We start from the raw sequence: 17727 nt of genomic DNA on the forward strand, positions 1-17727 counted from the left end.
ACAAAAACGCCTCCTTTATGAAAAAAGGAGGCGTTTGGGGTTAAATCTCTACTTGAGTACCCAGTTCAATAACCCGGTTTGGTGGAATTTCAAACTGATCCGGCGCGCGCAGTGCATTACGTTGCAGCAGCAGATACAGTTTGCCGCGCAGACGTAAGTACCACGGTCGTTTACCGAGGATGAGAGATTCATGTGACATAAAGAAGGAAGTTTCCATCATTCGGCAACTTAACCCTTCCAGGCCACAGCGATGGAAGACTTCTTCCACATTTGGCGTCTCTCGCCAACCGTAACTTGCCACCACACGCCAAAAGGTCGGCGAAAGCTGTTCAATCTGTACCCGACGAACGTTATGGACATATGGCGCGTCTTCGGTGCGCAGAGTTAACAGAATAACCCGCTCATGCAATACCTTGTTATGTTTCAGGTTATGCATCAGCGCAAAGGGAATAACGTTGATTGCACGCGACATATACACCGCGGTCCCGGGCACGCGAACGGGCGGTGATTTCTCCAGCGAAGCAATCATCGCTTCCAGAGAGTTGCCATGTTCATGCATCCGTCGCAGCAGGCGGAAACGCTCACTCTTCCAGGTAGTCATGACGATAAACATTACCGTCCCGAGACTCAGAGGCAACCAGCCACCGGAGAGCAGTTTATCGAGGTTAGCGGTAAACAGTGGAATATCCACACACAGGAAGGCAATCAGGATCAGCGCGACAAAGTACTTATTCCAGTGCCAATTGTGGCGCGCCACTGTGGTCGAAAGAATAGAGGTCAGAACCATTGTTCCGGTCACCGCAATCCCGTACGCCGCCGCCAGGTTGCTGGAGTGTTTAAAGCTGACAATCACAATAACGACAGCGGCATAAAGCAACCAGTTAATAAACGGAATATAGATTTGCCCGGACTCTCTCTCTGAAGTGTGAATAATGCGCATGGGCGACAAATATCCCAGACGTACCGCCTGACGCGTGAGCGAAAAAACACCAGAAATCACCGCCTGCGAGGCAATTACTGTCGCCAGTGCGGCGATAATCAGCAGCGGGAGCAGCGCCCAGTCCGGCGCCAGCAGGAAGAAGGGATTCTTAATTGCTTCTGGATTCTTTAACAGCAGCGCCCCCTGCCCGAAGTAGTTGAGCGTTAAAGACGGTAATACAACGGTGAACCACGCCAGGCGAATCGGAAACTTGCCAAAGTGCCCCATATCCGCATACAACGCCTCAACGCCGGTGATTGACAGCACTACCGCACCTAATGCAATGAAAGAGACGGTTTTATACTCAAGGAAGAAATGAACCGCCCACATTGGGTTTAAGGCATGCAGCACTTCTGGGTTGGCAATAATACCGCGCAAGCCCAGCCCTGCCAGAATCAAAAACCAGGTCAGCATGATCGGCGCAAACAGCTTACCAACCATGGCGGTGCCATGTTTTTGAATCATAAACAGTAAAGTGAGAACGATAATTGAGAGGGGAACTATCCAGGTATCCAGTTGCGGGGCGATGATTTCCAGACCTTCGATAGCGGACATCACCGAAATAGCGGGTGTTATGACGACTTCACCGTAGAAAAAACTGCCGCCAATTAACCCCATAATCACCAACAATGAGGTCGTTCGCGCCGATGTATTACGCCCGGCAAGCGACATCAACGTCAGAATTCCCCCTTCTCCGGCATTATCCGCACGCATGACGAAGGTGAGATATTTAATGGAAACTACAAAGATTAGCAGCCAGAAGATCAGCGATAAAAAGCCAAACACGGCATCGCGTTCAACGCCAAAACCAAACTGACCGGACAAACATTCACGAAGCGTATATAGAGGGCTGGTACCAATATCGCCGTAGACAACTCCAATCGCCGCGAGGGTTATCGCGGGCAACGATTGCTTATTATCAGTGCTCATAGACTAGTCTTTCGTTGAAATATGAAATGTGTGCGTAGTCCCTTGGCCCACAAAAAAGCGCACAGTATGCACGATTAATAGCAAAATCGTACACCTAAATGCGGGCACATTAACCTGGCTCAAAGAAAAATAGCCCTCCTTTGAGACTCTTTTAGCCACCAACAAGAAACGTCTATACTCGCAGTTTACACAGAACTTTTGGCGAAAGGACACAACTTCATTATGGCTCACCCTCATTTATTAGCGGAAAGAATTTCCCGTCTAAGCAGTGCGCTGGAAAAGGGACTTTATGAACGTAGCCACGCCATCCGCCTGTGTTTATTAGCGGCATTAAGCGGCGAAAGCGTGTTCCTGCTCGGCCCGCCAGGTATTGCAAAAAGTCTGATTGCCCGGCGTTTAAAATTCGCTTTCCAGAATGCGCGCGCTTTTGAATATCTGATGACCCGTTTCTCCACCCCGGAAGAAGTTTTTGGTCCGCTTTCTATTCAGGCATTAAAAGATGAAGGTCGCTATGAGCGTTTAACCTGCGGATACCTGCCGGAAGCGGAAATCGTCTTTCTTGATGAGATCTGGAAAGCGGGTCCGGCGATACTTAACACCCTTCTGACAGCCATTAATGAACGTCACTTCCGCAATGGCGCCCATGTTGAAAAAATTCCTATGCGCCTGCTAATGGCTGCTTCCAACGAACTGCCAGAAGCAGACAGCAGCCTGGAAGCATTGTATGACCGTATGCTGATTCGTCTGTGGTTAGATAAAGTGCAGGATAAAGCGAATTTCCGCTCCATGCTGACTGGTCAACAGGATGAAAACGACAATCCGGTTCCACCTGCATTGCAAGTTACGGACGAAGAGTATGAACGCTGGCAAAAAGAGATTAGTGAAATTACGCTGCCCGATCATGTATTTGAGCTGATTTTTATGCTGCGCCAGCAACTGGATAAATTGCCGGATGCCCCTTACATTTCCGATCGTCGCTGGAAAAAAGCGATCCGTTTACTACAAGCCAGCGCCTTTTTTAGCGATCGTAATGCGGTTGCCCCGGTTGATCTCATCTTGCTGAAAGATTGCCTGTGGTATGACGCCCAAAGCCTGAATTTGATTCAACAACAAATTGACGTATTGATGACCGGTCACGCATGGCAGCAACAAGGCATGTTGACGCGGCTGGGTGCGATTGTACAGCGCCACCTGCAACTCCAGCAGCAACAAAGAGATAAAACAGCCTTTACGGTAATTCGTCTGGGCGGCATATTCAGTCGTCGTCCGCAGTATCAACTTCCTGTCGACGTTACGGCGCCCACTCTGACCCTGCTACTGCAAAAACCGCTAAAACTGCATGATATGGAAGTCGTACATATCACTTTTGAGCGCAGCGCGCTGGAACAGTGGCTGAACAAAGGCGGCGAGATTCGCGGCAAATTAAATGGTATCGGATTTGCCCAGAAGCTGAATATGGAAGTAGATAGCGCCCAGCATCTTGTTGTACGTGATGTGAGTTTACAGGGGAGTACGCTGGCGCTACCCGGCACATCCGCGGAAGGTCTACCGGACGAAATCAAACAACAACTGGAAGAACTTGAAAGCGACTGGCATAAGCAACGCGCCCTGTTCAACGATCAACAAAAATGTCTGTTTATCCATAATGACTGGTTAGGCCGTATCGAAGCCAGTCTACAGGATGTCGGCACCCAGATTCGCCAGGCGCTACAATAATGCTGAATCTGGATACACTCAATGTAATGCTGGCCGTCAGCGAAGAAGGATTGCTCGAAGATATGATCATCGCGCTGCTGGCCTCACCACAGCTAGTGGTCTTTTTCGAAAAATTCCCGCGGCTGAAGGCGGCAATTACGGATGATATTCCCCGCTGGCGTGAGACGTTGCGTCGTCGTCTGAAGGACACAACCGTCCCAGCAGAGCTCACCGAAGAGGTGATGTGCTATCAACAAAGCCAGCTTCTTTCCACACAGCAGTTTATTGTGCAACTACCGCAGATTCTGGGCTTACTGCATCGCCTGCACTCTCCCTGGGCCGGGCAAGCCCAGCAGTTGGTTGATACTAACAGCACTATCACTCCAGCATTACACACACTTTTTCTCCAGCGTTGGCGCTTAAACCTGATCGTGCAAGCAACGGCCTTAAATCAGCAGTTGTTAGAAGAAGAGCGCGAACAACTGTTGAGCGAAGTTCAGGAACGAATGACGCTAAGCGGTCAGCTTGAACCGGTTCTGGCAGAAAACAACACCGCAGCCGGTCGCCTGTGGGATATGAGTGCCGGGCAACTCAAACGCGGTGACTATCAGTTGATTGTGAAATATGGTGAATTTCTTAACGAACAGCCGGAACTAAAACATCTGGCAGAACAACTCGGTCGCTCGCGGGAGGCAAAATCGATACCGCGTAATGACGCACAAATGGAAACCTTCCGTACAATGGTGCGCGAACCGGCAACCGCCCCTGAACAGGTTGATGGCCTGCAACAAAGCGATGATATTTTACGGTTACTTCCGCCAGAACTGGCGACGCTGGGGATTACCGAACTGGAATATGAATTTTACCGTCGGCTGGTGGAAAAGCAGTTGCTCACCTATCGCCTGCATGGTGAATCATGGCGCGAGAAAGTTATTGAACGTCCGGTGGTTCATAAAGATTACGACGAACAGCCGCGCGGGCCGTTTATCGTCTGTGTCGATACATCCGGCTCAATGGGCGGCTTTAACGAACAATGTGCGAAGGCGTTTTGTCTGGCGCTAATGCGCATTGCCCTCGCTGAAAATCGTCGCTGCTTTATTATGTTATTTTCCACCGAAATAGTCCGTTATGAACTATCAGGCCCGCAAGGCATCGAACAAGCGATCCGTTTTTTAAGTCAGCAGTTTCGTGGCGGCACCGATCTTGCCAGTTGTTTTCGCGCCATAATGGAACGCTTACAAAGTCGGGAATGGTTTGACGCCGATGCGGTGGTGATTTCTGATTTTATCGCCCAGCGATTGCCTGACGACGTGATGAGTAAAGTGAAAGAGTTGCAGCGGGTACATCAGCATCGCTTTCATGCTGTAGCTATGTCGGCGCACGGCAAACCCGGCATCATGCGCATTTTCGATCATATCTGGCGCTTTGATACCGGGATACGTAGCCGCCTGCTCAGACGCTGGCGACGATAAAATTACAGCAGGGAAGGAACGCTTTCACGGACCTGCGTTGGCCAGACACCGCACTGAACCTGGCCGATATGCTGCAGTTGCAGCAGTAGCATGGTTAAACGAGACTGGCCGATCCCACCGCCGATAGTCTGCGGCATTTCACCGCGCAACAGTGCCTGATGCCACTCCAGCTCCAGGCGATCTTCATCACCAGTCAGCGCCAGTTGATGTTTCAGCGTGTCGGCATCCACGCGAATCCCCATTGAAGAAAGCTCAAACGCATCTTCCAGTACCGGGTTCCAGACCAGAATATCGCCGTTCAGACCCGCATACCCCAGCTCAGAAGGGGTGCTCCAGTCATCATAATCCGGTGCACGCACATCGTGACGGTGACCATCACTCAACTTGCCGCCAATCCCGACAAGGAATACCGCGCCAAGATCTTTTGCAATTGCACGTTCACGCCCTTTGGCATCAAGACCCGGGTAACGAGACAGTAACTCCTGGCTGTGTACGAAGTGGATCTGATCCGGCAAGAACGGCGCCAGACCAAACTCTTCGCTAACAGCAGCTTCGGTTGCTTTAATTCCCGCCCAGATCGCCTCTACCGTGCTTTTCAAGGTGGAAAATTGACGCTCATCGTCGCCCATTACGCGTTCCCAGTCCCACTGGTCAACATAGACCGAGTGCAGCGGGGAAAGACGGTCTTCATCGGGGCGAAGGGCTTTCATGTGCGTGTACAGCCCTTCGCCCGCGCTGAAGTCGTGTTGCCCTAAGGTCTGACGTTTCCACTTCGCCAGTGAATGAACCACTTCGAACTGGGCATCAGGCAGCGCTTTCACTTTTACCTGCACCGCTTTTTCACAGCCTGACAAGTTATCCTGCGTGCCATCTCCTACACGACTAAGGATTGGCGCCTGGACTTCGATCAGCCCTAAGCGTTCTTCCAGTTGACGAGAAAAGTGAGATTTCACGAAGCTAATTTGACGTTGTTTGGCAATGTAAGCGGTTTTCATTTTTTATACTCCTGCGTCCTGTTGCTTATGATTAAGCAACAAAAAATGGCTCACACGCAATAACCATTCAATAAAAAGCTTCACTTACTTTTGATTCATCAAAAAACAAAGCTAAAATAGAAAGAATCATCAATATACATAAGAAAATCCTATGGAAAATTATCAAATCGACAATCTGGATCGCGGTATCCTGGAAGCATTGATGGGCAATGCGCGTACTGCTTACGCTGAACTGGCGAAACAATTCGGCGTAAGCCCTGGAACCATTCACGTTCGTGTAGAGAAAATGAAGCAGGCGGGGATCATTACCGGCGCGCGTATTGATGTTAGCCCTAAACAACTCGGTTACGACGTAGGTTGCTTTATCGGCATTATATTAAAGAGCGCCAAAGACTATCCTTCCGCACTGGCAAAACTGGAAAGCCTCGATGAAGTTACCGAAGCCTATTACACCACCGGCCACTACAGCATCTTTATTAAAGTAATGTGTCGCTCAATCGACGCCCTTCAGCATGTACTTATCAACAAGATCCAAACAATTGATGAAATTCAATCCACCGAGACTCTGATCGTTCTGCAGAACCCAATCATGCGTACTATCAAGCCATGATCGGCTTTTTTAATCCCATACTTTTCCACAGGTAGATCCCAGCGCGTTCACAGCGTACAATACGCCACTCTTAACATAAGGTGGCAGTTTATGGCGGATATCACTCTTATCAGCGGCAGCACCCTCGGCGGTGCCGAATATGTAGCAGAACACCTGGCTGAAAAGCTGGAAGAGGCAGGTTTTACCACCGAAACGCTACATGGCCCGCTACTAGAAGAGTTATCTGCCGCCGGGATCTGGTTGGTTATCAGTTCTACCCACGGTGCCGGAGATATTCCAGACAACCTTTCTCCTTTCTATAAAGCGTTGCAGGAACAGAATCCCGATCTTTCTGCAGTACGCTTTGGCGCAATCGGCATTGGCAGTCGCGAATACGACACTTTTTGTGGAGCGATCGATAAACTTGACGCTGAACTCAAAAATGCAGGTGCGAAACAGATAGGTGAAACACTGAAGATCAACATCCTTGATCATGACATTCCGGAAGATCCGGCAGAAGAATGGCTGGGATCGTGGATTAATTTACTCAAATAAGTATACAGATCGTGCGATCGCATGTGGATAACTCTGGTAGGAAGCTTGGATCAACCGGTAGTTATCCAAAGAACAACGTCTGTTCAGTTTTTGAGTTGTGCATAACCCCTCATTCTGATCCCAGCTTATACGGACCAGGATCACCGATCATTCACAGCTAATGATCCTTACTAGGTTGTTGATCTTAAAAGCCAGATCCTTGTTATCCACAGGGTACTGCGATCCTAATAAGAGATCACAATAGAACAGATCTCTAAATAAAAAGATCTTCTTTTTAATATCCAGGATCCCGGGTCTTTCTCAAGCCGACAAAGTTGAGTAGAATCCACGGCCCGGGCTTCAATCCATTTTCATACCGCGTTATGCGAGGCAATCACCATGTTTTATCCGGATCCTTTTGACGTCATCATCATTGGCGGGGGTCATGCAGGCACCGAGGCCGCGATGGCTGCGGCGCGTATGGGTCAACAGACTCTGCTTTTGACACACAATATCGACACTCTGGGGCAGATGAGCTGCAACCCGGCGATCGGCGGTATTGGGAAGGGACATCTGGTAAAAGAAGTGGATGCGCTCGGCGGTTTGATGGCGAAAGCAATCGATCAGGCTGGTATCCAGTTTAGGATACTAAACGCCAGCAAAGGCCCGGCGGTTCGCGCCACCCGGGCACAAGCAGATCGTGTACTGTATCGCCAGGCAGTACGCACTGCACTGGAGAACCAGCCGAACCTGATGATCTTCCAACAGGCGGTCGAAGATCTGATTGTCGAAAATGATCGTGTGGTTGGCGCTGTTACCCAGATGGGGCTGAAATTCCGAGCCAAAGCGGTTGTGCTTACTGTCGGGACTTTCCTTGACGGTAAAATTCATATCGGTCTGGATAACTACAGCGGAGGCCGTGCTGGCGATCCGCCGTCCATTCCGCTCTCTCGTCGTTTACGCGAACTGCCGCTGCGCGTTGGTCGTCTGAAAACCGGTACACCACCGCGCATTGATGCTCGTACTATCGACTTTAGCGTGCTTGCGCAACAGCATGGCGATAATCCAATGCCAGTGTTTTCGTTCATGGGCAATGTAGCGCAACATCCGCAACAGGTACCGTGCTATATCACTTATACCAACGAGAAAACCCATGACGTGATCCGCAGTAACCTCGATCGTAGCCCGATGTATGCTGGCGTGATCGAAGGTGTTGGCCCTCGTTACTGTCCATCGATCGAAGATAAAGTCATGCGTTTCGCTGACAGAAATCAACATCAAATCTTCCTCGAGCCGGAAGGGTTGACCTCTAACGAAATATATCCAAATGGTATCTCCACCAGCCTGCCGTTCGATGTGCAGATGCAAATCGTCCGTTCCATGAAGGGAATGGAAAACGCGAAGATTGTGCGTCCGGGTTATGCCATTGAGTATGATTTCTTCGACCCGCGTGATCTGAAACCGACGCTGGAGAGTAAGTTTATCGAAGGCTTGTTCTTTGCAGGTCAGATTAACGGCACTACCGGTTATGAAGAAGCTGCTGCACAAGGTTTGCTGGCTGGCCTGAACGCCGCCCGCTTGTCTGCTGATAAAGAAGGTTGGGCGCCGGCGCGTTCCCAGGCTTACCTCGGCGTACTGGTGGACGACCTTTGTACTCTTGGGACGAAAGAACCGTATCGTATGTTTACCTCGCGTGCGGAATATCGCCTGATGCTGCGCGAAGATAACGCCGACCTGCGTCTGACTGAAATGGGTCGCGAGCTGGGTCTGGTTGATGACGAACGTTGGGCGCGATTTAATGAGAAACTTGAGAACATTGAGCGTGAGCGTCAGCGTCTGAAGTCAACCTGGGTGACGCCATCAGCAGAAGCCGCAGCCGAAGTGAATGCTCACCTGACGACACCGCTTTCCCGTGAAGCCAGCGGTGAAGATCTGCTGCGCCGCCCGGAAATGACCTATGAAAAATTAACCAGCCTGGTACCGTTTGCTCCTGCGTTAAGAGATGAGCAGGCGGCGGAGCAGGTTGAGATTCAGGTGAAATACGAAGGTTATATTGCTCGTCAGCAAGATGAGATCGAAAAGCAGCAGCGAAACGAGAACACGCTACTGCCTGCGACGCTGGATTATCGTCAGGTTTCCGGTTTGTCTAACGAAGTGATCGCCAAACTCAATGATCACAAACCTGCTTCTATCGGTCAGGCTTCGCGTATTTCCGGCATCACGCCTGCTGCTATCTCCATTCTGCTGGTATGGCTGAAAAAACAAGGTATGCTGCGTCGTAGCGCATAACGCATTAAAAAATGCCTGATAAGTAAGTGCTTATCAGGCAACGCATCAAGAACAGGTAATCACCGTGCTCAATAAACTCTCATCTCTGCTGAAAGACGCAGGAATTTCGCTTACCGATCACCAGAAAAACCAGCTTATTGCCTATGTGAATATGCTGCATAAATGGAATAAGGCGTACAACCTGACCTCGGTACGCGATCCTAACGAGATGCTGGTACGCCATATTCTCGACAGCATTGTCGTGGCGCCGTATCTACAAGGTGAACGTTTTATCGATGTCGGTACCGGACCGGGGTTGCCTGGCATACCGCTTTCCATTGTGCGTCCTGAAGCCCATTTCACGCTGCTGGATAGTCTCGGTAAACGCGTGCGTTTCCTTCGTCAGGTTCAACATGAACTTAAGCTGGAGAATATTGCGCCGGTACAAAGCCGGGTTGAAGAGTTCCCATCAGAGCCGCCGTTTGATGGCGTAATTAGCCGGGCTTTTGCTTCATTGAACGATATGGTGAGTTGGTGTCACCATCTTCCGGGCGAGAAGGGCCGTTTCTATGCGCTGAAAGGCCAAATGCCGGAAGATGAAATTGCGCTGTTGCCAGCAGAATATCAGGTCGAATCAGTGATTAAACTTCAGGTTCCCGCTCTGGACGGTGAACGCCACCTGGTGGTGATTAAACCAAATAAAATTTAATTTTTATCAAAAAAATCATAAAAATTTTGCTGGTTAGTCTGTTAACAACAGACAGGTTTTTTACTGATATAACTGGTAACATTTAACGCCACGTTCACTTTTTTACATCAACGAAGTAACGTAGCTTTTTTGGGTAAACAGGAAATGAGTTTCCGGTGAAAATATCAGTCTGCTAAAAATTGGCGCTAAGAACCATAATTGACTGTTAAGGTACTATTAAGAATGTCAATGGGTGGTTTTTGTTGTGTAAATGTCATTTATAAAAACAGTGTCTATTTTTAGACTGAAATATCAGAAACTTGCAATGGCACCATTTGCCAAGTAAATAAATATGCTACGCGCGAACATGCTCGATATGTGATCTGAAGCACGCTTTATTGCCAGTGTTTCCACGTTATTTGCAGTTTTCTATGATCCATCACGGTTAGCCGAAAAGTCGCAATTGTATACACTGGAAAAATATTTAAACATTTATTCACCTTTTGGCTACTTATTGTTTGAAATCACCGGGGCGCACCGTATAATTTGACCGCTTTTTGATGCTTGACTCTAAGCCTTAAAGAAAGTTTTATACGACACGCGGCATACCTCGAAGGGAGCAGGAGTGAAAAACGTGATGCCTGTGTCGCTCTTGAGTCGAAACGTTGCTCGGAAGCTTCTGCTCGTTCAGTTACTGGCGGCGATAGCAAGTGGATTGCTGTTCAGCTTCAAAGACCCCTTCTGGGGCGTCTCTGCGTTAAGCGGAGGCCTGGCAGTCTTTCTGCCTAATGTTTTGTTTATGATATTTGCCTGGCGTCACCAGGCGCATACACCAGCGAAAGGCCGGGTGGCCTGGACATTCGCTTTCGGCGAAGCTTGCAAAGTTTTGGCGATGTTGGTTTTACTTGTGGTGGCGTTGGCTGTTTTGAAGGCGGTATTCTTGCCGCTGATCGTTACGTGGGTTTTGGTGCTGGTGGTTCAGATACTGGCGCCGGCTGTAATTAACAACAAAGGGTAAAAGGCATCATGGCTTCAGAAAATATGACGCCGCAGGATTACATAGGACACCACCTGAACAACCTTCAGCTGGACCTGCGTACATTCTCGCTGGTGGATCCGCATAACCCCCCAGCCACCTTCTGGACAATTAATATTGACTCCATGTTCTTCTCGGTGGTGCTGGGTCTGTTGTTCCTGGTTTTATTCCGTAGCGTAGCCAGAAAGGCGACCAGCGGCGTACCGGGTAAGTTTCAGACCGCGATTGAGCTGGTAATCGGCTTTGTTAATGGTAGCGTGAAAGATATGTACCATGGCAAAAGCAAGCTGATTGCTCCGCTGGCCCTGACGATTTTCGTCTGGGTATTCCTGATGAACCTGATGGATTTACTGCCTATCGATCTGCTGCCGTACATTGCTGAGCATGTACTGGGGCTGCCGGCACTGCGTGTGGTTCCGTCTGCTGACGTGAACGTAACGCTGTCTATGGCACTGGGCGTATTTATCCTGATTCTGTTCTACAGCATCAAAATGAAAGGCATCGGCGGCTTCACGAAAGAGTTGACGCTGCAGCCGTTCAATCACTGGGCGTTCATCCCTGTCAACTTAATCCTTGAAGGGGTAAGCCTGCTGTCCAAACCTGTTTCACTCGGTTTGCGACTGTTCGGTAACATGTACGCGGGTGAGCTGATTTTCATTCTGATTGCTGGTCTGTTGCCGTGGTGGTCACAGTGGGTTCTGAATGTGCCGTGGGCCATTTTCCACATCCTGATTATTACGCTGCAAGCCTTCATCTTCATGGTTCTGACGATTGTCTATCTGTCGATGGCGTCTGAAGAGCATTAATTTACCAACACTACTACGTTTTAACTGAAACAAACTGGAGACTGTCATGGAAAACCTGAATATGGATCTGCTGTACATGGCTGCCGCTGTGATGATGGGTCTGGCGGCAATCGGTGCTGCGATCGGTATCGGCATCCTCGGGGGTAAATTCCTGGAAGGCGCAGCGCGTCAACCTGATCTGATTCCTCTGCTGCGTACTCAGTTCTTTATCGTTATGGGTCTGGTGGATGCTATCCCGATGATCGCTGTAGGTCTGGGTCTGTACGTGATGTTCGCTGTCGCGTAGTAAGCGTTGCTTTTATTTAAAGAGCAATATCAGAACGTTAACTAAATAGAGGCATTGTGCTGTGAATCTTAACGCAACAATCCTCGGCCAGGCCATCGCGTTTGTCCTGTTCGTTCTGTTCTGCATGAAGTATGTATGGCCGCCATTAATGGCTGCCATCGAAAAACGTCAAAAAGAAATTGCTGACGGTCTTGCTTCTGCTGAACGAGCTAAAAAGGATTTGGACCTTGCACAGGCCAACGCGACCGACCAGCTGAAAAAAGCGAAAGCTGAAGCCCAGGTAATCATTGAGCAGGCGAACAAACGTCGCTCTCAGATTCTGGACGAAGCAAAAGCTGAAGCAGAACAGGAACGTACTAAAATCGTGGCCCAGGCGCAGGCGGAAATTGAAGCCGAGCGTAAACGTGCCCGTGAAGAGCTGCGTAAGCAAGTTGCTATCCTGGCTGTTGCTGGCGCCGAGAAGATCATCGAACGTTCCGTGGATGAAGCTGCTAACAGCGACATCGTGGATAAACTTGTCGCTGAACTGTAAGGAGGGAGGGGCTGATGTCTGAATTTATTACGGTAGCTCGCCCCTACGCCAAAGCTGCTTTTGACTTTGCCGTCGAACACCAAAGTGTAGAGCGCTGGCAGGACATGCTGGCGTTTGCCGCCGAGGTAACCAAAAACGAACAAATGGCAGAGCTTCTCTCTGGCGCACTGGCGCCAGAAACGCTCGCCGAGTCGTTTATCGCAGTCTGTGGTGAGCAACTGGACGAACACGGTCAGAACCTGATTCGGGTGATGGCTGAAAATGGTCGTCTGAAAGTGCTTCCGGAAGTTCTGGAACAGTTTATTCACCTACGTGCCGCGAGTGAGGCTACCGCCGAGGTAGACGTCATTTCTGCTGCCGCGCTAAGTGAACAACAGCTCGCGAAAATTTCTGCTGCGATGGAAAAACGTCTGTCACGCAAAGTTAAGCTGAATTGCAAAATCGATAAGTCTGTAATGGCAGGCGTTATCATCCGGGCGGGTGATATGGTCATTGATGGCAGCGTACGCGGTCGTCTTGAGCGCCTTGCAGACGTCTTGCAGTCTTAAGGGGACTGGAGCATGCAACTGAATTCCACCGAAATCAGCGAACTGATCAAGCAGCGCATTGCTCAGTTCAATGTTGTGAGTGAAGCTCACAACGAAGGTACTATTGTTTCTGTAAGTGACGGTGTTATCCGCATCCACGGCCTGGCCGATTGTATGCAGGGTGAAATGATCTCCCTGCCGGGTAACCGTTATGCTATCGCACTGAACCTTGAGCGCGACTCTGTAGGTGCGGTCGTTATGGGTCCGTACGCTGACCTTGCCGAAGGCATGAAAGTTAAGTGTACTGGCCGTATCCTGGAAGTTCCGGTTGGCCGAGGCCTGCTGGGCCGTGTGGTTAACACGCTGGGTGCGCCAATCGACGGTAAAGGTCCGCTGGATCACGACGGCTTCTCTGCTGTAGAAGCTATCGCTCCGGGCGTTATCGAACGTCAGTCCGTAGATCAGCCGGTACAGACCGGTTATAAAGCCGTTGACTCCATGATCCCAATCGGTCGTGGTCAGCGTGAATTGATCATCGGTGACCGTCAGACCGGTAAAACCGCGCTGGCTATCGATGCCATCATCAACCAGCGCGATTCCGGTATCAAATGTATCTATGTCGCTATCGGCCAGAAAGCGTCCACCATTTCTAACGTGGTACGTAAACTGGAAGAGCACGGCGCACTGGCTAACACTATCGTTGTGGTAGCAACCGCGTCTGAATCCGCTGCACTGCAATACCTGGCGCCGTACGCTGGTTGCGCAATGGGCGAATACTTCCGTGACCGCGGTGAAGATGCGCTGATCATTTACGATGACCTGTCTAAACAGGCTGTTGCTTACCGTCAGATCTCCCTGCTGCTCCGTCGTCCGCCAGGACGTGAAGCATTCCCGGGCGACGTATTCTACCTCCACTCTCGTCTGCTGGAGCGTGCTGCGCGTGTTAACGCCGAATACGTTGAAGCCTTCACCAAAGGTGAAGTGAAAGGGAAAACCGGTTCTCTGACCGCGCTGCCGATTATCGAAACTCAGGCGGGTGACGTTTCTGCGTTCGTTCCGACCAACGTAATCTCCATTACCGATGGTCAGATCTTCCTTGAAACCAACCTGTTCAACGCCGGTATTCGTCCTGCGGTTAACCCGGGTATTTCCGTATCCCGTGTTGGTGGTGCAGCACAGACCAAGATCATGAAAAAACTGTCCGGTGGTATCCGTACCGCGCTGGCGCAGTATCGTGAACTGGCAGCGTTCTCTCAGTTTGCATCCGACCTTGACGATGCAACGCGTAAGCAGCTTGACCACGGTCAGAAAGTGACCGAACTGCTGAAACAGAAACAGTATGCGCCGATGTCCGTTGCGCAGCAGTCTCTGGTTCTGTTCGCAGCAGAACGTGGTTACCTGGCGGATGTTGAACTGTCGAAAATCGGCAGCTTCGAAGCCGCTCTGCTGGCTTACGTCGACCGTGATCACGCTCCGTTGATGCAAGAGATCAACCAGACCGGTGGCTACAACGACGAAATCGAAGGCAAGCTGAAAGGCATCCTCGATTCCTTCAAAGCAACCCAATCCTGGTAACGTCTGGCGGCTTGCCTTAGGGCAGGCCGCAAGGCATTGAGGAGAAGCTCATGGCCGGCGCAAAAGAGATACGTAGTAAGATCGCAAGCGTCCAGAACACGCAAAAGATTACTAAAGCGATGGAAATGGTCGCCGCTTCCAAAATGCGTAAATCGCAGGATCGCATGGCGGCCAGCCGTCCTTATGCAGAGACCATGCGCAAAGTGATTGGTCACCTTGCACACGGTAATCTGGAATATAAGCACCCTTACCTGGAAGAACGCGACGTTAAACGCGTGGGCTACCTGGTGGTGTCGACCGACCGTGGTTTGTGCGGTGGTTTGAACATTAATCTGTTCAAAAAACTGTTGGCGGAAATGAAGACCTGGACCGACAAAGGCGTTCAATGCGACCTCGCAATGATCGGCTCGAAAGGCGTGTCGTTCTTCAACTCCGTGGGCGGCAATGTTGTTGCCCAGGTCACCGGCATGGGGGATAACCCTTCCCTGTCCGAACTGATCGGTCCGGTAAAAGTGATGTTGCAGGCCTACGACGAAGGCCGTCTGGACAAGCTTTACATTGTCAGCAACAAATTTATTAACACCATGTCTCAGGTTCCGACCATCAGCCAGCTGCTGCCGTTACCGGCGTCAGATGATGATGATCTGAAGCATAAATCCTGGGATTACCTGTACGAACCCGATCCGAAGGCGTTGCTGGATACCCTGCTGCGTCGTTATGTCGAATCTCAGGTTTATCAGGGCGTGGTTGAAAACCTGGCCAGCGAGCAGGCCGCCCGTATGGTGGCGATGAAAGCCGCGACCGACAATGGCGGCAGCCTGATTAAAGAGCTGCAGTTGGTATACAACAAAGCTCGTCAGGCCAGCATTACTCAGGAACTCACCGAGATCGTCTCGGGGGCCGCCGCGGTTTAAACAGGTTATTTCGTAGAGGATTTAAGATGGCTACTGGAAAGATTGTCCAGGTAATCGGCGCCGTAGTTGACGTCGAATTCCCTCAGGATGCCGTACCGCGCGTGTACGATGCTCTTGAGGTGCAAAATGGTAATGAGCGTCTGGTGCTGGAAGTTCAGCAGCAGCTCGGCGGCGGTATCGTGCGTACCATCGCAATGGGTTCCTCCGACGGTCTGCGTCGCGGTCTGGATGTAAAAGACCTCGAACACCCGATCGAAGTCCCGGTAGGTAAAGCGACTCTGGGCCGTATCATGAACGTACTGGGCGAACCGGTCGACATGAAAGGCGAAATCGGTGAAGAAGAGCGTTGGGCTATTCACCGCGCAGCACCTTCCTACGAAGAGCTGTCAAACTCTCAGGAACTGCTGGAAACCGGTATCAAAGTTATCGACCTGATGTGTCCGTTCGCTAAGGGCGGTAAAGTCGGTCTGTTCGGTGGTGCGGGTGTAGGTAAAACCGTAAACATGATGGAGCTTATTCGTAACATCGCGATCGAGCACTCCGGTTATTCAGTGTTTGCGGGCGTAGGTGAACGTACTCGTGAGGGTAACGACTTCTACCACGAAATGACCGACTCCAACGTTATCGACAAAGTATCCCTGGTGTATGGCCAGATGAACGAGCCGCCGGGAAACCGTCTGCGCGTTGCTCTGACCGGCCTGACCATGGCTGAGAAATTCCGTGACGAAGGTCGTGACGTTCTGCTGTTCGTTGACAACATCTATCGTTACACCCTGGCCGGTACGGAAGTATCCGCACTGCTGGGTCGTATGCCTTCAGCGGTAGGTTATCAGCCGACCCTGGCGGAAGAGATGGGCGTTCTGCAGGAACGTATCACCTCCACCAAAACCGGTTCTATCACCTCCGTACAGGCGGTATACGTACCTGCGGATGACTTGACTGACCCGTCTCCGGCAACCACCTTTGCGCACCTTGACGCAACCGTGGTACTGAGCCGTCAGATCGCGTCTCTGGGTATCTACCCGGCCGTTGACCCGCTGGACTCCACCAGCCGTCAGCTGGACCCGCTGGTGGTTGGTCAGGAACACTACGACACCGCGCGTGGTGTACAGTCCATCCTGCAACGTTATCAGGAACTGAAAGATATCATCGCCATCCTGGGTATGGATGAACTGTCTGAAGAAGACAAACTGGTGGTAGCACGCGCTCGTAAGATCCAGCGCTTCCTGTCCCAGCCGTTCTTCGTGGCAGAAGTATTCACCGGTTCTCCGGGTAAATACGTCTCCCTGAAAGACACCATCCGTGGCTTTAAAGGCATCATGGAAGGCGAATACGATCACCTGCCGGAGCAGGCGTTCTACATGGTCGGTTCCATCGAAGAAGCTGTGGAAAAAGCCAAAAAACTTTAACGCCTTAATCGGAGGGTGATATGGCAATGACTTACCACCTGGACGTCGTCAGCGCAGAGCAACAAATGTTCTCTGGTCTGGTCGAGAAAATCCAGGTAACGGGTAGCGAAGGTGAACTGGGAATTTACCCGGGCCACGCGCCGCTGCTCACCGCCATTAAGCCTGGTATGATTCGCATCGTGAAACAGCACGGTCACGAAGAGTTTATCTATCTGTCTGGCGGCATTCTTGAAGTGCAGCCCGGCAACGTGACCGTTCTGGCCGACACTGCAATTCGCGGTCAGGATCTCGACGAAGCGCGAGCCATGGAAGCGAAACGCAAAGCGGAAGAGCACATTAACAGCTCTCACGGCGACGTGGATTACGCTCAGGCGTCTGCGGAACTGGCCAAAGCGATCGCGCAGTTGCGCGTTATCGAGTTGACTAAAAAAGCGATGTAACACCGGCTTGAAAAACACAAAAGCCAGTCTGGAAACAGGCTGGCTTTTTTGT

17 protein-coding genes are annotated in these 17727 nt (G+C 50.7%); 15 read left to right on the top strand and 2 right to left on the bottom strand.

Going from position 1 to position 17727, the window contains the following annotated elements:
* Positions 1-40: 40 nt before the first annotated feature.
* On the bottom strand, positions 41-1909 hold the full coding sequence (kup, locus tag EA14781_RS16980) for a low affinity potassium transporter Kup (protein ID WP_000102301.1): 1869 nt from the start codon (positions 1907-1909) through the stop codon (positions 41-43).
* A 222-nt stretch (positions 1910-2131) separates the two neighbouring features.
* Here kup and ravA point away from each other — a divergent pair, with 222 nt between their 5' ends.
* Both ravA and viaA read left to right on the top strand, forming a co-directional pair.
* The gene (gene ravA, locus EA14781_RS16985) at positions 2132-3625 is read left to right on the top strand and encodes an ATPase RavA (protein ID WP_000940973.1); all 1494 of its coding nucleotides are present in this window, start codon (positions 2132-2134) and stop codon (positions 3623-3625) included.
* Entirely contained in the window at positions 3625-5076 is a 1452-nt protein-coding gene (gene viaA / locus EA14781_RS16990) for an ATPase RavA stimulator ViaA (protein WP_000933180.1), read from the top strand. Before ravA ends, viaA begins: the two co-directional genes overlap by 1 nt.
* Positions 5077-5078: 2 nt before the next feature.
* Here the strand turns inward: viaA and asnA are convergent, their stop codons facing one another.
* Complete coding sequence (gene asnA, locus EA14781_RS16995; protein ID WP_000845092.1) at positions 5079-6071, bottom strand: aspartate--ammonia ligase; 993 nt, start codon at positions 6069-6071, stop codon at positions 5079-5081.
* 151 nt (positions 6072-6222) lie between these two features.
* Between asnA and asnC the strand changes: the two genes are divergently transcribed.
* The 13 genes from asnC (at position 6223) to EA14781_RS17060 (ending at position 17675) form a co-directional block, all read left to right on the top strand.
* Positions 6223-6681: a transcriptional regulator AsnC gene (gene asnC, locus EA14781_RS17000; protein ID WP_000433019.1), complete on the top strand. Its 459-nt coding sequence runs from the start codon at positions 6223-6225 to the stop codon at positions 6679-6681.
* A gap of 90 nt (positions 6682-6771) precedes the next feature.
* A complete protein-coding gene (gene mioC / locus EA14781_RS17005; protein WP_000763752.1) occupies positions 6772-7215 on the top strand; it encodes an FMN-binding protein MioC in 444 nt (147 codons plus the stop codon).
* Positions 7216-7593: 378 nt separating this feature from the next.
* On the top strand, positions 7594-9483 hold the full coding sequence (mnmG, locus tag EA14781_RS17010) for a tRNA uridine-5-carboxymethylaminomethyl(34) synthesis enzyme MnmG (RefSeq protein WP_000499805.1): 1890 nt from the start codon (positions 7594-7596) through the stop codon (positions 9481-9483).
* 64 nt (positions 9484-9547) lie between these two features.
* A complete protein-coding gene (gene rsmG, locus EA14781_RS17015; RefSeq protein WP_000932855.1) occupies positions 9548-10171 on the top strand; it encodes a 16S rRNA (guanine(527)-N(7))-methyltransferase RsmG in 624 nt (207 codons plus the stop codon).
* 616 nt (positions 10172-10787) lie between these two features.
* Positions 10788-11168, top strand: a complete 381-nt coding sequence (gene atpI, locus EA14781_RS17020) for a F0F1 ATP synthase subunit I (protein WP_001145366.1) — start codon at positions 10788-10790, stop codon at positions 11166-11168.
* 8 nt (positions 11169-11176) lie between these two features.
* Entirely contained in the window at positions 11177-11992 is an 816-nt protein-coding gene (gene atpB, locus EA14781_RS17025) for a F0F1 ATP synthase subunit A (protein WP_000135619.1), read from the top strand.
* A gap of 46 nt (positions 11993-12038) precedes the next feature.
* Entirely contained in the window at positions 12039-12278 is a 240-nt protein-coding gene (gene atpE, locus EA14781_RS17030) for a F0F1 ATP synthase subunit C (protein ID WP_000429386.1), read from the top strand.
* Positions 12279-12339: 61 nt separating this feature from the next.
* The gene (atpF, locus tag EA14781_RS17035; RefSeq protein WP_001052221.1) at positions 12340-12810 is read left to right on the top strand and encodes a F0F1 ATP synthase subunit B; all 471 of its coding nucleotides are present in this window, start codon (positions 12340-12342) and stop codon (positions 12808-12810) included.
* A gap of 14 nt (positions 12811-12824) precedes the next feature.
* Positions 12825-13358 carry a F0F1 ATP synthase subunit delta gene (gene atpH / locus EA14781_RS17040; protein WP_001288581.1) on the top strand — a complete coding sequence of 178 codons (534 nt, stop codon included), beginning with the start codon at positions 12825-12827 and terminating at the stop codon, positions 13356-13358.
* Positions 13359-13370: 12 nt separating this feature from the next.
* Positions 13371-14912, top strand: a complete 1542-nt coding sequence (gene atpA, locus EA14781_RS17045; protein ID WP_001176745.1) for a F0F1 ATP synthase subunit alpha — start codon at positions 13371-13373, stop codon at positions 14910-14912.
* 50 nt (positions 14913-14962) lie between these two features.
* Positions 14963-15826, top strand: a complete 864-nt coding sequence (atpG, locus tag EA14781_RS17050; RefSeq protein WP_000896501.1) for a F0F1 ATP synthase subunit gamma — start codon at positions 14963-14965, stop codon at positions 15824-15826.
* Between the two features lie 26 nt (positions 15827-15852).
* The gene (gene atpD / locus EA14781_RS17055; protein WP_000190506.1) at positions 15853-17235 is read left to right on the top strand and encodes a F0F1 ATP synthase subunit beta; all 1383 of its coding nucleotides are present in this window, start codon (positions 15853-15855) and stop codon (positions 17233-17235) included.
* A gap of 20 nt (positions 17236-17255) precedes the next feature.
* Positions 17256-17675, top strand: a complete 420-nt coding sequence (locus EA14781_RS17060; protein WP_001251963.1) for a F0F1 ATP synthase subunit epsilon — start codon at positions 17256-17258, stop codon at positions 17673-17675.
* The last annotated feature ends 52 nt before the right edge of the window (positions 17676-17727 follow it).

It is taken from the genome of Escherichia albertii NBRC 107761 = DSM 17582 (assembly GCF_000759775.1).
Classification (GTDB): Bacteria; Pseudomonadota; Gammaproteobacteria; order Enterobacterales; family Enterobacteriaceae; genus Escherichia; species Escherichia albertii.

What these genes read in the sequence shown, in the direction of transcription:
- atpD (WP_000190506.1), top strand. Translation starts at nt 15,853, where the DNA reads ATGGCTACTGGAAAGATTGTCCAGGTAATCGGCGCCGTAGTTGACGTC.
- asnC (WP_000433019.1), top strand. Translation starts at nt 6,223, where the DNA reads ATGGAAAATTATCAAATCGACAATCTGGATCGCGGTATCCTGGAAGCA.
- EA14781_RS17060 (WP_001251963.1), top strand. Translation starts at nt 17,256, where the DNA reads ATGGCAATGACTTACCACCTGGACGTCGTCAGCGCAGAGCAACAAATG.
- atpI (WP_001145366.1), top strand. Translation starts at nt 10,788, where the DNA reads ATGCCTGTGTCGCTCTTGAGTCGAAACGTTGCTCGGAAGCTTCTGCTC.
- viaA (WP_000933180.1), top strand. Translation starts at nt 3,625, where the DNA reads ATGCTGAATCTGGATACACTCAATGTAATGCTGGCCGTCAGCGAAGAA.
- mioC (WP_000763752.1), top strand. Translation starts at nt 6,772, where the DNA reads ATGGCGGATATCACTCTTATCAGCGGCAGCACCCTCGGCGGTGCCGAA.
- atpH (WP_001288581.1), top strand. Translation starts at nt 12,825, where the DNA reads ATGTCTGAATTTATTACGGTAGCTCGCCCCTACGCCAAAGCTGCTTTT.
- asnA (WP_000845092.1), bottom strand. Translation starts at nt 6,071, where the DNA reads ATGAAAACCGCTTACATTGCCAAACAACGTCAAATTAGCTTCGTGAAA.
- atpE (WP_000429386.1), top strand. Translation starts at nt 12,039, where the DNA reads ATGGAAAACCTGAATATGGATCTGCTGTACATGGCTGCCGCTGTGATG.
- atpA (WP_001176745.1), top strand. Translation starts at nt 13,371, where the DNA reads ATGCAACTGAATTCCACCGAAATCAGCGAACTGATCAAGCAGCGCATT.
- mnmG (WP_000499805.1), top strand. Translation starts at nt 7,594, where the DNA reads ATGTTTTATCCGGATCCTTTTGACGTCATCATCATTGGCGGGGGTCAT.
- ravA (WP_000940973.1), top strand. Translation starts at nt 2,132, where the DNA reads ATGGCTCACCCTCATTTATTAGCGGAAAGAATTTCCCGTCTAAGCAGT.
- atpB (WP_000135619.1), top strand. Translation starts at nt 11,177, where the DNA reads ATGGCTTCAGAAAATATGACGCCGCAGGATTACATAGGACACCACCTG.
- kup (WP_000102301.1), bottom strand. Translation starts at nt 1,909, where the DNA reads ATGAGCACTGATAATAAGCAATCGTTGCCCGCGATAACCCTCGCGGCG.
- atpG (WP_000896501.1), top strand. Translation starts at nt 14,963, where the DNA reads ATGGCCGGCGCAAAAGAGATACGTAGTAAGATCGCAAGCGTCCAGAAC.